Below are 13,921 nucleotides of genomic sequence, written 5' to 3'. Positions count from 1 at the left end.
CAGAACGGCTCAAGGCACCACATGCCCCAGCACACCTCCGGGTCTGACCGCGCGGCAGCACCACCGGCTGCGCGTGGCACTGTGCGCCCTCCCGCCCCCTCCTCGCTCGACGAGTTGTGGCGTTCGTACAAGACCACCGGCGACGAGCGGCTGCGGGAGCAGCTGATCCTGCACTACTCGCCCCTCGTGAAGTACGTCGCCGGCCGGGTCAGCGTGGGGCTGCCGTCCAATGTGGAGCAGGCGGACTTCGTGTCCTCCGGAGTCTTCGGGCTGATCGACGCCATCGAGAAGTTCGACATCGAACGCGCCATCAAGTTCGAGACCTACGCGATCACCAGGATCCGCGGCGCGATGATCGACGAACTCCGGGCCCTGGACTGGATTCCCAGGTCGGTGAGGCAGAAGGCGCGCAACGTCGAGCGCGCCTACGCCACGCTGGAGGCCCAGCTGCGGCGTACACCCTCGGAGGCGGAGGTGGCGGCGGAGATGGGCGTCGCCCTGGAAGAACTGCACTCCGTTTTCAGCCAGTTGTCGCTCGCCAACGTGGTGGCGCTGGAAGAACTGCTGCATGTGGGCGGTGAGGGCGGCGACCGGCTCAGCCTGATGGACACGCTGGAGGACACCGCCGCCGACAACCCGGTCGAGGTCGCCGAGGACCGCGAGCTCAGACGGTTGCTGGCCCGCGCCATCAACACGCTCCCCGAACGGGAGAAGACCGTGGTCACCCTCTACTACTACGAGGGCCTCACCCTCGCCGAGATCGGCAACGTCCTCGGCGTCACCGAGAGCCGGGTCAGCCAGATCCACACCAAGTCGGTGCTCCAGCTCCGCGCCAAACTGGCCGACGCCGGACGCTGAGCCGGGCGGCTTCGGCCATCCGGTCCCGGACGCGCACCTTCCCTCGATCCCGTGCCGCCGTAGAGTGGTGGGGTGCCCAGGATTCGAGCGGCCTCCGTGGCCGAGCACCGGACCATGCAGCGCGGCGCCCTCCTGGACGCCGCGCGCTCCCTGCTGTCCGAGGGCGGTACGGAAGCGCTGACCTTCCCCGCCCTCGCCGAGCGCACCGGCCTCGCCAGGTCCTCCGTCTACGAGTACTTCCGCTCCCGCGCCGCCGTGGTCGAGGAGCTCTGCGCCGTCGACTTCCCCGTCTGGGCCGCCGAGGTCGAGAACGCCATGGAGCGCGCCTCCACCCCCGAGGCCAAGATCGAGGCCTACGTACGACGGCAGCTCGACCTGGTCGGGGACCGGCGGCACCGCGCGGTCGTGGCCATCTCCGCGAGCGAGCTGGACGCGGGCGCGCGGGAGAAGATCCGTGCCGCGCACGGCGGCCTGATCGCCATGATCGTCGAGGCCCTCGCCGACCTGGGCCACAGCGAGCCCAGGCTTGCGGCCATGCTCCTGCAGGGCTCCGTGGACGCCGCGGTGCGCAGGATCGAGCTGGGCGCAGCTGAGGAGCCCGGCATCGTGGCCGACACCGCCGTGGCCATGATCCTGCGCGGGGTCAGGGGCTGAGCGGACCTGCGCCCTTCCTCCGGCAGCGGCACGCCCAGCACCGGCAGCAACCTGGAGGGGCCCCGCCGCAGCAGTGACGGGGGAAGCAGCGACAGCGGGTCCAGATAAACGCCGCCGCGCCGCAGCCCCCAGTGCAGACAGCCGGAGGCGCAGTGGGAGGGTTCCGGTCCGACCACGCCCACCACCTGCCCCGCGCTCACCTCGTCGCCCCGGGCGACCCGCGCCCGCACCGGCTCGTACGTGTACCGGAGCGGCGGCTCCCCGCTCCGGGCCACATCCACGGAGACCACCCCGCGCCCCGCCACCGGCCCCGCGAAGGCGACCCGGCCCGCGGCGGCCGCCAGCACGGGGGTGCCCGGCGGGGCGGCGAGGTCGACCCCTCGGTGACCAGGGCCGTAGGGACCGGCGGGCGGCTCCCAGCCGCGTACGACCACGGGCCGGCCGGCGAGCGGCCAGACCCGGTCACCGCCCGTCGGCGGAGCATCCGGGGGAGCGGCCCGGGCGGCGGACCCGTTGAGCAGCAGCGCGAGCAGCACGGCCATCAGCAGCGCCGTGAGCGTCACGGCAGTCGGCGCTGCGGCCCGGGGCGTCCCGGAAGGCCGTGCGGCTCGGGGCGTCCCGGAAGGCACTGCGGGCAGCGCGCCCCAGGGCCGGGTTGAGGCCGGCGCGCCGCGTGGCCGGGGCAGAGGCCGTGTCCCGGGGCGGAGCAGGGGCCGGGCCGGCGGCCGTGACCGGGCCGGCAGCCGTGACCGGCAGCTACGCAGGGGCCGCCGGGCCGGGGGCCGGAGCAGGGGTCGGGACGAGGGGCGGGCCAGGGGCCGGGCCGTCCGTCGTGGCAGAGCTCCGGGCAAGGGGCCGGACAGGGGATTTCCATGGGTGCGGGGCATGACCGCACGATGCCCCGGCCGCCCGTTCCGCGGGGATCATGGCCCGGATCTGTGGACAGCCGAGCGCTTGTGGACATCGCCGTCACCCGGCACCCGGCGGGTCCCGTACACTTCTTCTGGCGATCCGGGTCACCGGGTCGACTTCGCACGCCCCTCCACCTCTCCTCTCTGCGGACGGTGGCCGCGCCTCTCGGTCCCTCGTGGCACGGCGCGTCGGGGCGTCAGGCGCGACAGCAATCCTGCGGTCGCGACAACCGAGTACCTCAAGGAGTACGGCCATGGCCGTCGTCACGATGCGGGAGCTGCTGGAAAGCGGCGTCCACTTCGGTCACCAGACCCGTCGCTGGAACCCGAAGATGAAGCGCTTCATCTTCACCGAGCGCAACGGCATCTACATCATCGACCTGCTCCAGTCGCTGTCGTACATCGACCGCGCCTACGAGTTCGTCAAGGAGACCGTCGCCCACGGCGGCTCCATCATGTTCGTGGGTACGAAGAAGCAGGCCCAGGAGGCCATCGCCGAGCAGGCGACGCGCGTCGGCATGCCGTACGTCAACCAGCGTTGGCTCGGTGGCATGCTCACCAACTTCTCCACCGTCTACAAGCGCCTTCAGCGTCTGAAGGAGCTCGAGCTCATCGACTTCGAGGACGTGGCCGCCTCCGGCCTCACCAAGAAGGAGCTCCTGGTCCTCTCCCGCGAGAAGGCCAAGCTGGAGAAGACCCTCGGTGGTATCCGCGAGATGCAGAAGGTGCCGAGCGCCGTCTGGATCGTCGACACCAAGAAGGAGCACATCGCCGTCGGTGAGGCGCGCAAGCTCCACATCCCGGTCGTCGCGATCCTCGACACCAACTGCGACCCCGACGAGGTCGACTACAAGATCCCGGGCAACGACGACGCGATCCGCTCCGTCACCCTGCTCACCCGCGTGATCGCCGACGCCGTCGCCGAGGGCCTCATCGCCCGCTCCGGTGCCGCCACCGGTGACTCGAAGCCGGGCGAGAAGGCCGCCGGCGAGCCCCTCGCCGAGTGGGAGCGCGACCTGCTCGCGGGCGAGAAGAAGGACGACGCCGAGGTTCAGTCCTCCGCCGAGACCGAGAAGGCCGCCGACGCCGAGCCGGCCGCCGCCGCTGCCGAGCAGGCTTCGGAGCAGGCCGAGACCCCCGCCGCCGAGGCCCCGGCCACGGACGAGCAGGCCTGACACCCGTCAGTCACGGCTGAATGACGGCGGGGGCCGGTGCACTGGCACCGCCCCCGCCGTTCACCCGTAGATCTTTCAGACTTCGAGAGAGAAACAGACTCATGGCGAACTACACCGCCGCTGACGTCAAGAAGCTCCGCGAGCTCACCGGCGCCGGCATGATGGACTGCAAGAAGGCCCTCGACGAGGCCGACGGCAACGTCGACGGCGCTGTCGAGGCGCTCCGTATCAAGGGCCAGAAGGGCGTCGCCAAGCGCGAGGGCCGTTCTGCCGAGAACGGTGCCGTCGTCTCCCTCGTCGCCGAGGACAAGACCTCCGGCGTCCTGGTCGAGCTGAAGTGCGAGACGGACTTCGTCGCCAAGGGTGACAAGTTCCAGGCCGTCGCCAACACGCTCGCCGCGCACGTCGCCGCGACCTCCCCGGCCGACATCGAGGCGCTCCTCGCCTCCGAGATCGAGCCCGGCAAGACCGTCCAGGCGTACGTGGACGAGGCCAACGCCAACCTCGGCGAGAAGATCGTCCTGGACCGCTTCGCGCAGTTCGAGGGCGCTTACGTCTCCGTGTACATGCACCGCACCATGCCGGACCTGCCCCCGCAGATCGGCGTCATGGTCGAGCTGGACAAGGCCGACGCCGAGCTGGCCAAGGGCCTCGCGCAGCACATCGCCGCCTTCGCGCCGAAGTACCTGTCCCGCGAGGACGTCCCGGCCGAGGTCGTCGAGGCCGAGCGCCGCGTCGCCGAGGAGACCACGCGCGCCGAGGGCAAGCCCGAGGCCGCGCTCCCGAAGATCGTCGAGGGTCGCGTCAACGGCTTCTTCAAGGAGGCCACCCTCCTCGGTCAGCCCTACGCGCTCGACAACAAGAAGTCCGTTCAGAAGGTCCTGGACGAGGCCGGTGTCGTCCTGAAGCGCTTCACGCGCATCAAGGTCGGCATCTGAGTCCGTCCGCGAACAACGGTGGACCCCGATAGGGTCTGGTGCAGTCGTCGGCCGCACCCAGCCGGACGACCGCAGATCTGACGAGGAGGCCATTGCCGCTGAGGGACAACAGACCCACCGGCAATGGCCTTCTTCGTATGTGCACGAGGAGAATCTCCATGAACAAGGGCGCGGACGCCACACACGGTGACCACAAGCGCGACAACGGCAAGATTTCCGGACGCTTCATGCTGAAGCTGTCCGGCGAGGCTTTCGCCGGTGGCGGAGGCCTCGGTGTCGACCCCGACGTCGTGCACGCCATCGCCCGCGAGATCGCCGCGGTCGTGCGCGACGGCGCCGAGATCGCGATCGTGATCGGCGGCGGCAACTTCTTCCGTGGCGCCGAGCTCCAGCAGCGCGGCATGGACCGGGCGCGGTCCGACTACATGGGCATGCTCGGCACGGTCATGAACTGCCTGGCGCTGCAGGACTTCCTGGAGAAGGAAGGCATCGACTCACGCGTCCAGACCGCCATCACCATGGGCCAGGTCGCGGAGCCGTACATCCCGCTCCGCGCCGTACGGCACCTGGAGAAGGGGCGTGTCGTGATCTTCGGTGCCGGCATGGGGATGCCGTACTTCTCCACCGACACGACCGCCGCCCAGCGCGCCCTGGAGATCGACGCCCAGGCGCTGCTGATGGGGAAGAACGGGGTGGACGGGGTCTACGACTCCGACCCCAAGACCAACCCCGACGCGGTGAAGTTCGACGCCCTGGAGTACGGCGAGGTGATCGCCCGCGACCTCAAGGTCGCCGACGCCACCGCCATCACCCTCTGCCGCGACAACCAGCTCCCGATCCTCGTCTTCGAGCTGACCACGGAGGGCAATATCGCCCGCGCGGTCAAGGGTGAGAAGATCGGCACGCTGGTGAGCGACGAGAGCACCCGGGCCTGACGGCCCAGAAGATGGACAACGGCCTGCCGGTCGGACACCGTGCAGGTGAGGACGCGACGCAGGATCCGCAGGACCCGACGATGCCGGGTCCGTTCAAGACACGCAGGAGCACGTGGTGATCGAAGAAATCCTCCTCGAGGCCGAGGAGAAGATGGAGAAGGCCGTCGTGGTCGCGAAAGAAGACTTCGCCGCGATCCGTACCGGCCGTGCGCACCCGGCGATGTTCAACAAGATCGTCGCCGACTACTACGGCGCGCTGACCCCGATCAACCAGCTGGCCTCGTTCTCGGTGCCCGAGCCGCGGATGGCCGTGGTGACGCCGTTCGACAAGACCGCGCTGCGCAACATCGAGCAGGCGATCCGTGACTCCGACCTCGGCGTCAACCCGAGCAACGACGGCAACATCATCCGCGTGACGTTCCCCGAGCTCACTCAGGACCGCCGCAAGGAGTACATCAAGGTCGCCAAGACCAAGGCCGAGGACTCCAAGATCTCGATCCGCTCCATCCGCCGCAAGGCCAAGGAGTCGCTCGACAAGCTCGTCAAGGACAAGGAGTCCGGCGAGGACGAGGTCCGCCGCGCGGAGAAGGAGCTCGACGACACCACCGCGAAGTACGTCGCGCAGGTGGACGAGCTGCTCAAGCACAAGGAAGCCGAGCTGCTCGAAGTCTGATGAACGACTCCACCTGGGGCGCCCCGCAGGGAGCCGGTTACTGGGGCGCGCCCGAGATGGGGGCCGCTCCGGCGGGTCCTGCATACGATGTGCGTGGCGCCCAGCAGACTCGGCCCATGCCCATCGTGCCGGACGTTCCCGACGCAGGTAGAGACGCTGACGACCGCGACGACCGGAACCAGGACGCCGCGCGCGTCAGCGGCCCCCTGTTCCGTGACGAGAAGCCGCAGGAGCCCATGTCCACCCCGCTGTCGCCCCCCACGCCGCCCAAGAAGCGTGCGGGGCGAGACCTGCGTGCCGCCATAGGGGTGGGTCTCGGTCTCGGTGTCCTCGTCGCCGGCTCGCTCTTCGTCGTGAAGGCCGTCTTCGTCGGTGTGGTCGCGCTGGCCGTGGTGGTCGGGCTCTGGGAGCTCACCTCCCGCCTCAAGGAGCGCAAGGGCATCAACGTCCCCCTCGTGCCGCTCGCCGTCGGCGGTGCCGCGATGGTGGTCGCCGGTTACGTGAGGGAGGCGGAGGGCGCCTGGGTCGCCATGGCGCTCACGGCCCTCGCCGTGCTCGTGTGGCGGATGACGGAGCCTCCCGAGGGCTACCTCAAGGACGTGACGGCCGGGGTCTTCTCCGTGTTCTACGTGCCGTTCCTGGCGACGTTCGTCACGATGATGCTCACCGCGGACGACGGCGCCTGGCGGGTGCTGACGTTCCTGCTGCTGACCGTGGTCAGCGACACCGGCGCGTACGCGGTCGGCTGGCGCTTCGGTACGCACAAGCTGGCACCGCGCATCAGCCCGGGGAAGACCCGCGAGGGCCTGTTCGGCGCGGTCGGCTTCGCGATGGCGGCCGGTGCCCTGTGCATGGAGTTCCTGATCGACGGCGGGACCTGGTGGCAGGGACTGCTGATGGGCCTCGCGGTCGCCGCCAGCGCCACGCTGGGCGACCTCGGCGAGTCCATGATCAAGCGGGACCTGGGCATCAAGGACATGGGCACCCTGCTGCCGGGCCACGGCGGCATCATGGACCGGCTCGACTCGCTCCTGCCGAGCGCGCCGGTCGTATGGCTGCTGCTGGTGCTGTTCGTCGGATCCGGCTGAGCCGGCCGGAGACTTCGCGCGTCGCGCGGTCGCACTGATGGGGCCCGCCGTCCACCGGACGGCGGGCCCCATCAGTGCGCTCGGAGGGCCCATGGCGTGCGTGCCGGTCACGGATCGGAGGTACGCACAGCGACTGCGGAAGTGGGCCCGTGCAACATTCCACCGGGGTTGGCGCGTCGATGAGGTGGGGGCTGAAGTTCTCGGCCGCAGTGGACGACAAGGGGGACGGGAACGCATGAGAAAGTCCCGCGAGGACGAATTCATCGAGTTCGCAGGTGGCCTCACGGGGCATCTTTTCCGTTCCGCGTGCCTACTCACCAGTGGTGACACCTACCTCGCCGAGGATCTGGTGCAGGAGACGCTGGGGCGGATGTATGTGAGGTGGGGGCGGATGTCCCACGTGGACAACCCTGCCGCGTACGCCCGGACGGTTCTTGTGCGCACCTTCCTCACCTACCGGCGCAGGCGGTCCTCCGACGAACGACCGGTGGCGGACCTACCCGACGCCCCGCTCGTCACCGGAAGCGATCCGCTGCTGCGGCTGGCGCTGCTCCAGGCGCTCGGGCAGCTGCCGCCGAAGGACCGGGCCGTGGTGGTGCTCCGCTACTGGGAGGACCGCAGCATCGATGAGACAGCCGATGCCATGAACATCAGCTCTTCCGCCGTACGTACCCGGGCCTCACGAGCGCTGGTCAGGCTACGGGCCCAGCTCGGCGGCAGCCTCGCCGAACTTGTCGCCGCAACCTGAGCCCTCGCCGCGGAGGTGTCGGACGCGTGATCGTGCGGGGAGCCGTCCGCGCCGAAGCCATGAGCACCTCCGTATCCGAGTCAGTAGAGACCTCCCTCAACCCCGGCCCACCGGCGCCGACTGGAGATGGTGAATCGCATGCCCCTCGAGAACAACACCGAGAACGACACCGAAGGCACCCCCGAGAGCCACTTCGAGAACGGCCTCGGTGAGATCATGCGGCGTACCGGCGGAACATTCCACGCCGACCGGCGGGCTCTGGTCGAAGCGGGGGCGCTTCGAGGCCGCCGTAAGTCGGCCCGCCGTGCCACGGCGCTGACCGCAGGAGTGCTGACGCTGGCCGTGCTGGGGACGGCCGGGTGGTATGTCACGGATGAATTCGGGGGTGACGGTGCCTCGGTGGCCAGCGCGACGCCGACCCCGACGCCCTCCTCGAAACCGGATGGAAGTTTTTCCCCCACTCCCGGCGCCACCAGGGGAAGCGGCCCGGAAGAGGACTCCACCACCTATCTGCGCGCCCGCGCCGACCAGATGATCAAGCTTCTGGAAAACAGCCTCCCGGTGCTCCCGAAAGCGACGTTCAGCAAGCAGCGGGGCACAAGCAACATGGGAGGGCCCGGGGCGGCCGACGCCTCACTCGTCTTCGACGACAGCTACGGGGCCTCTCTCGTCACCATCTCGGCCGAGCGCGTCGACCCGAAGGATCCTGAGGTCCAGCAGCTCCTGAAGTGTGGCAAGACCAAGCCCGGTTCCATGTGCACGGTCAACGCCAAGGGATGGAAGTCCGAGCAGGGGTACGTCGGGGGTGGCTCCAGCGGGGTGAAGATCTGGAAGTCCACAGGGACCTCGGTGGAGGGCTATCTGCTGCAGGCGATCGAGTACAACGCGCCTTCCCCTACGGGTACCCCGACCCGGAACGAGCCGCCGCTGAGCATTCGCCAGCTGGGTGAGCTGGCGGGCGTGGTGGAGGGGGCGTTCACGAAGCACGGCACCTTGGACGCCGAGGCGTTCACCAGCCCGGGCCGTGTCCAGAACAGCTGGGAGGTCTTCGAGACGGTCGGCGGCCTGGTACCCGCGGGGTACGAGGTGGCTGGCCGGGGCGGGGGCGGCGACGAAGGCTACGTGATCATCCGCGACCGGAAGACGAAGATCAAGACGTTCCTCCGGGTACGGCTGGGCCACGGCGCTGCGGACGGTGGCAGAGTCATCACCCGGGACGAGACCGGCCGGCATGCGGGCACGGTGGGGTGGACGGCCGAAACCGTGACCGCGAAGGGCCTGCGGGTCACAGTCACCTCGTACAACGCTGAGTATCCGAACAGGGCTCCGGTGCTCTCCGCGCCCCCGCTCACCAAGGCCCAGCTGTCGGTGATCGCGACCGACGAGGTGTGGCAGACGCTGAAGTAGGTCTCACCCCCGGCCCGGCCGGAGGCGTTCCCGGGCGACGGCCGCGCGGAATGCCTCCCGTCGGGCGGGTGATCTACGCCATGGTGGCAGTACCGGGCCGCATTTCCTTCGCCGAGCCACTCGCAGCCGGCCGTGCACGGGCCATCGTGTGATCGGTCACGGTCCGAGCGGGTTTCCGGGCCCCCGCCGAGCTCTCACTGCCCTCCGACGTCGACAGGTGACGACCGACGGCAGCCGGGGGCGCCCTGAATCACCCTCTCCGAACCGGCTGAGGTCTCTACGACCTCGGCGTGTCTGTAACACTGGAAGAACCATGCCTAAGCCCGGAGAACTCACTTTCGTCGCGCCCCGTGGAGCCAAGCGGCCGCCGCGGCACCTCGCCGACCTCACGCCCGACGAGCGCAAGGAAGCAGTCGCCGCGACCGGCGAGAAGCCCTTCCGCGCCAAGCAGCTGTCGCAGCACTACTTCACGCGGTACGCCCATGACCCGGCCGAGTGGACCAACATCCCGGCCGCGTCGCGCGAGAAGCTCGCCGAGGCGATGTTCCCGGACCTGATGTCGGTCATGCGCCACATCAGCTGTGACGACGACACCACCCGCAAGACGCTCTGGAAGCTGCACGACGGGACGCTCGTCGAGTCCGTCCTCATGCGGTATCCGGACCGGGTGACCATGTGCATCTCGTCACAGGCGGGCTGCGGGATGAACTGCCCGTTCTGTGCGACCGGGCAGGCGGGTCTCGACCGCAATCTGTCGACCGCCGAGATCGTGCACCAGATCGTGGACGGCATGCGGGCGCTGCGCGACGGCGAGGTTCCCGGCGGGCCCGCCCGGCTCTCCAACATCGTCTTCATGGGCATGGGTGAGCCGCTGGCCAACTACAAGCGCGTCGTCGGGGCGATCCGGCGGCTGACGGACCCGGAGCCCGACGGGCTGGGGCTCTCGCAGCGCGGGATCACGGTCTCCACCGTGGGTCTGGTGCCCGCCATGCTGCGCTTCGCCGACGAGGGCTTCAAGTGCCGCCTCGCGGTCTCGCTGCACGCCCCGGACGACGAGCTGCGCGACACCCTCGTGCCAGTGAACACCCGCTGGAAGGTCCGGGAGGTCCTGGACGCGGCGTGGGAGTACGCCGAGAAGTCCGGCCGCCGCATCTCCATCGAGTACGCGCTGATCCGCGACATCAACGACCAGGCGTGGCGGGGCGACCGGCTGGGCCGGCTGCTCAAGGGCAAGCGGGTACACGTCAACCTCATCCCGCTGAACCCGACGCCGGGGTCCAAGTGGACCGCTTCGCGGCCCGAGGACGAGAAGGCGTTCGTCGAGGCGATCGCCGCCCACGGCGTGCCGGTCACCGTCCGGGACACCCGTGGCCAGGAGATCGACGGCGCCTGCGGTCAGCTGGCGGCCTCCGAGCGCTGAGCGGGAGGAGGCCGGCCGGGCGCCGTCCCGCCGGAGGGCAGGGCGGAACCGGCGGCGTCCGACCACGGTGGAGACCGGGGCGTCCGACCACGGTGGAGACCGGGGCGGACCGGCGGTATCCGGCCGGTCCGGCGCGTTCGGGCCGGTGTAGCCTGGCCCCGAAATCAACTTCATATTCCGACAGGGGAGCGCCACAGCGCTGAGAGTGCGGCACCGAGGACAGGTCGGCCGCAGACCCTCTGAACCTCGCCCGGGTCATTCCGGGTAGGAAGTTCGGACCTTACTCAAGCTGTTGCGCCCTGCCCGCTCACCGAGCGGGTGGGGCCGCGTCTCTTCCTGGTCACTTCCAGGAGGAATCATATGAACACCACCACGAGGTACGGGGCGACGGCGCTCGCCGCCGCGCTCGGCGTCTGTGTGCTCGCCGGCTGCGGCGGTTCCGACGGCAAGGCGTCCGGTGGGTCGGGGGACGGGGACTCCAAGACCGTCACCCTGGTCAGCCACGACTCGTTCAACGCGTCCGACGCCGTGCTGAAGGCGTTCACCAAGGAGACCGGCTACACGGTCAAGGTGCTCAAGAGCGGTGACGCCGGAGCCGCGCTCAACCAGGAGATCCTGACCAAGGGCTCCCCGCGCGGCGACGTGTTCTTCGGCGTCGACAACACGCTGCTCTCCCGCGCCCTGGACAACGGCCTGTTCACGCCGTACGAGGCCAAGGGCCTCGACCGCGTGGCGGCCGGCACCCGGCTCGACGCGGACGAGCACCGGGTGACGCCCGTCGACACCGGCGACATCTGCGTCAACTACGACAAGAAGTACTTCGCCGACAAGAAGCTCGACCCGCCGAAGTCCTTCGACGACCTGCTGAAGCCCGCGTACAAGAACCTCCTCGTCACCGAGAACGCCGCGACCTCCTCGCCCGGCCTCGGCTTCCTCCTCGGCACCGTCGCCACCTACGGCGAGACCGGCTACCAGGACTACTGGAAGAAGCTGAAGAGCAACGGCGTCAAGGTCGTCGACGGCTGGGAGCAGGCGTACAACGAGGAGTTCTCCGGCTCCGCGGGCGGCAGGAAGGCCAAGGCGGACCGGCCCCTCGTCGTCTCGTACGCGTCGAGCCCGCCCGTCGAGGTGCTCTACGCCGACCCGCAGCCCACCGAGGCCCCGACCGGCGTCGCCACCGGCACCTGCTTCCGCCAGATCGAGTTCGCCGGTCTGCTGGACGGCGCGAAGAACGAGAAGGGCGGCAAGGCGCTGCTGGACTTCCTGATCAGCAAGCAGTTCCAGGAGGACATGCCGCTGAACATGTTCGTGAACCCGGTGGCGAAGGACGCGGAGCTGCCCGAGCTCTTCACCGAGTTCGGCGCCGTCGTCGACGAACCGGCGACCGTGGCACCGGAGAAGATCGCCAAGAACCGTGAGCAGTGGGTCCAGTCGTGGTCCTCGCTCGTCGTGAAGTAGCCGCCCGGCCCCGGCGCGGGAACGCGGTGCGGCTGGGCCTGACGGCCCTGCCCGTCGCGTTCTTCGCGCTGTTCTTCGCCTACCCCGTCGCCGCGATCGTCGGCCGGGGGCTGAGGACGGACGGCGTCTGGCAGTTCGGCCGGATCGGCACGGTGCTGAGCCGGCCGGACATCCTCGACGTCCTCTGGTTCACCACCTGGCAGGCCCTCGCCTCCACCGCCCTCACCCTGGTGATCGCCCTGCCCGGCGCCTATGTGTTCGCCCGCTTCGACTTCCCGGGCAAGCAGGTCCTGCGCGCCGTCGTGACCGTGCCGTTCGTGTTGCCGACCGTCGTGGTGGGCACCGCGTTCCTGGCGCTGCTGGGGCGCGGAGGGTTCCTCGACGAGCTCTGGGGCGTCCGGCTCGACACCACCGTGTGGGCGATCCTGCTCGCCCATGTGTTCTTCAACTACGCCGTCGTCGTACGGACCGTGGGCGGCCTGTGGTCCCAGCTCGACCCCCGTCAGGAGGAGGCCGCCCGGGTGCTCGGGGCGGGACGCCTGGCCGCCTGGCGGCGGGTGACGCTGCCCGCGCTCGGCCCGGCGGTGGCCGCCGCCGCGCTGATGGTCTTCCTCTTCACGTTCACCTCCTTCGGAGTCGTCCAGATCCTCGGCGGTCCGGCGTACTCCACGCTGGAGGTGGAGATCTACCGGCAGACCGCGCAGCTGCTCGACCTTCCGACGGCCGCCGTGCTGACCCTCGTGCAGTTCGCCGCGGTCGGCGCGGTCCTCGCCGTGCACGCCTGGACCGTGCGGCGCAGGGAGACGGCCCTGAAGCTCGTCGACCCGGCGCAGACCTCCCGGCCGCCCCGGGGCGCCGGACAGCGGGCGCTGCTCGGGGGCGTACTGCTGACCGTGCTCGTGCTGATCCTGCTGCCGCTCGGCGTGCTGGTGGAACGGTCCTTCGACACCTCCGGCGGCTACGGCCTCGGCTTCTACCGCGCGCTGCAGTCCGCCGACGCCAACGGCTCCACCTTTCTGGTGCCGCCGCTCGACGCCATCGGCAACTCCCTGCGCTACGCCGCCGTCGCGACCCTCATCGCCCTGCTGATCGGCGGCCTGGCGGCAGCCGCCCTGAGCCGGCGGGGAGGCAGGCTCGTACGGGGCTTCGACGCGCTGCTGATGCTGCCGCTCGGAGTGTCCGCCGTCACGGTCGGCTTCGGCTTCCTGATCACGCTCGACGAGCCGCCGCTCGATCTGCGTACGTCCTGGATCCTCGTCCCGCTCGCCCAGGCCCTCGTCGGCGTTCCCTTCGTCGTACGTACCATGCTGCCCGTCCTGCGCGCGGTCGACGACCGGCTGCGCGAGGCCGCCGCCGTCCTCGGCGCGTCGCCGCTGCGGGCCTGGCGCGAGGTGGACCTGCCGCTGGTGCGCAGGGCGGTACTGGTCGCCGCGGGCTTCGCCTTTGCCGTGTCGCTCGGGGAGTTCGGCGCGACCGTGTTCATCGCCCGCCCCGACAATCCCACCCTGCCGGTCGCCGTGGCCCGGCTGCTGGGGCGTTCCGGAGAGCTCAACTACGGCCAGGCGATGGCCCTCAGCACGATTCTGATGCTCGTCTGCGCGGTCTCGCTGCTCCTTCTCGAACGTATCCGCACCGACCGATCAGGGGAGTTCTAGA

Annotated in this window: 12 protein-coding genes and 1 pseudogene; 12 read left to right on the top strand and 1 reads right to left on the bottom strand. The window is 69.9% G+C overall.

Annotated features, from left to right (window positions below):
- The first annotated feature begins 21 nt into the window (after positions 1–21).
- A complete protein-coding gene (whiG, locus tag ACWCQM_RS00465) occupies positions 22–858 on the top strand; it encodes an RNA polymerase sigma factor WhiG (protein WP_450913203.1) in 837 nt (278 codons plus the stop codon).
- 96 nt (positions 859–954) lie between these two features.
- Positions 955–1,512, top strand: coding sequence for a TetR/AcrR family transcriptional regulator (locus ACWCQM_RS00460; RefSeq protein WP_450913623.1), 558 nt, complete (start codon positions 955–957; stop codon positions 1,510–1,512).
- 17 nt (positions 1,513–1,529) lie between these two features.
- On the opposite strand, the pseudogene ACWCQM_RS00455 reads toward ACWCQM_RS00460, so the two are convergent.
- Positions 1,530–2,150: pseudogene (locus ACWCQM_RS00455) on the bottom strand (M23 family metallopeptidase); the annotation flags it as partial.
- Between the two features lie 527 nt (positions 2,151–2,677).
- Between ACWCQM_RS00455 and rpsB the strand changes: the two are divergent.
- The 10 genes from rpsB (at position 2,678) to ACWCQM_RS00405 (ending at position 13,920) form a co-directional block, all read left to right on the top strand.
- Positions 2,678–3,598: a 30S ribosomal protein S2 gene (gene rpsB, locus ACWCQM_RS00450; protein WP_267080001.1), complete on the top strand. Its 921-nt coding sequence runs from the start codon at positions 2,678–2,680 to the stop codon at positions 3,596–3,598.
- Positions 3,599–3,699: 101 nt separating this feature from the next.
- Positions 3,700–4,536, top strand: a complete 837-nt coding sequence (gene tsf / locus ACWCQM_RS00445; RefSeq protein ID WP_450913202.1) for a translation elongation factor Ts — start codon at positions 3,700–3,702, stop codon at positions 4,534–4,536.
- Positions 4,537–4,694: 158 nt separating this feature from the next.
- The gene (gene pyrH / locus ACWCQM_RS00440) at positions 4,695–5,471 is read left to right on the top strand and encodes a UMP kinase (RefSeq protein ID WP_450913201.1); all 777 of its coding nucleotides are present in this window, start codon (positions 4,695–4,697) and stop codon (positions 5,469–5,471) included.
- A 115-nt stretch (positions 5,472–5,586) separates the two neighbouring features.
- Positions 5,587–6,144, top strand: coding sequence for a ribosome recycling factor (gene frr, locus ACWCQM_RS00435; protein WP_031100531.1), 558 nt, complete (start codon positions 5,587–5,589; stop codon positions 6,142–6,144).
- Positions 6,144–7,232, top strand: a complete 1,089-nt coding sequence (locus ACWCQM_RS00430; RefSeq protein WP_450913200.1) for a phosphatidate cytidylyltransferase — start codon at positions 6,144–6,146, stop codon at positions 7,230–7,232. The genes frr and ACWCQM_RS00430 overlap by 1 nt, the downstream gene beginning before the upstream one ends.
- Positions 7,233–7,467: 235 nt before the next feature.
- A complete protein-coding gene (locus ACWCQM_RS00425) occupies positions 7,468–7,980 on the top strand; it encodes a SigE family RNA polymerase sigma factor (protein ID WP_450913199.1) in 513 nt (170 codons plus the stop codon).
- Positions 7,981–8,118: 138 nt separating this feature from the next.
- Complete coding sequence (locus ACWCQM_RS00420) at positions 8,119–9,387, top strand: hypothetical protein (protein ID WP_450913198.1); 1,269 nt, start codon at positions 8,119–8,121, stop codon at positions 9,385–9,387.
- 313 nt (positions 9,388–9,700) lie between these two features.
- Positions 9,701–10,807: a 23S rRNA (adenine(2503)-C(2))-methyltransferase RlmN gene (rlmN, locus tag ACWCQM_RS00415; RefSeq protein ID WP_073745767.1), complete on the top strand. Its 1,107-nt coding sequence runs from the start codon at positions 9,701–9,703 to the stop codon at positions 10,805–10,807.
- A 360-nt stretch (positions 10,808–11,167) separates the two neighbouring features.
- A complete protein-coding gene (locus tag ACWCQM_RS00410; protein ID WP_450913197.1) occupies positions 11,168–12,265 on the top strand; it encodes a thiamine ABC transporter substrate-binding protein in 1,098 nt (365 codons plus the stop codon).
- 26 nt (positions 12,266–12,291) lie between these two features.
- On the top strand, positions 12,292–13,920 hold the full coding sequence (locus tag ACWCQM_RS00405; RefSeq protein WP_450913622.1) for an ABC transporter permease: 1,629 nt from the start codon (positions 12,292–12,294) through the stop codon (positions 13,918–13,920).
- Position 13,921: the final 1 nt, after the last annotated feature.

The organism is Streptomyces sp. NPDC002125, from assembly GCF_053593715.1.
The sequence above is the reverse complement of the archived record's forward strand: the minus strand, read 5'-3'. Positions and strand labels throughout refer to the sequence as shown.

Coding starts and splice junctions, on each gene's coding strand:
- whiG (WP_450913203.1), top strand. CDS start 22: ATGCCCCAGCACACCTCCGGGTCTGACCGCGCGGCAGCACCACCGGCT.
- rpsB (WP_267080001.1), top strand. CDS start 2,678: ATGGCCGTCGTCACGATGCGGGAGCTGCTGGAAAGCGGCGTCCACTTC.
- tsf (WP_450913202.1), top strand. CDS start 3,700: ATGGCGAACTACACCGCCGCTGACGTCAAGAAGCTCCGCGAGCTCACC.
- pyrH (WP_450913201.1), top strand. CDS start 4,695: ATGAACAAGGGCGCGGACGCCACACACGGTGACCACAAGCGCGACAAC.
- ACWCQM_RS00430 (WP_450913200.1), top strand. CDS start 6,144: ATGAACGACTCCACCTGGGGCGCCCCGCAGGGAGCCGGTTACTGGGGC.
- ACWCQM_RS00425 (WP_450913199.1), top strand. CDS start 7,468: ATGAGAAAGTCCCGCGAGGACGAATTCATCGAGTTCGCAGGTGGCCTC.
- ACWCQM_RS00420 (WP_450913198.1), top strand. CDS start 8,119: ATGCCCCTCGAGAACAACACCGAGAACGACACCGAAGGCACCCCCGAG.
- rlmN (WP_073745767.1), top strand. CDS start 9,701: ATGCCTAAGCCCGGAGAACTCACTTTCGTCGCGCCCCGTGGAGCCAAG.
- ACWCQM_RS00410 (WP_450913197.1), top strand. CDS start 11,168: ATGAACACCACCACGAGGTACGGGGCGACGGCGCTCGCCGCCGCGCTC.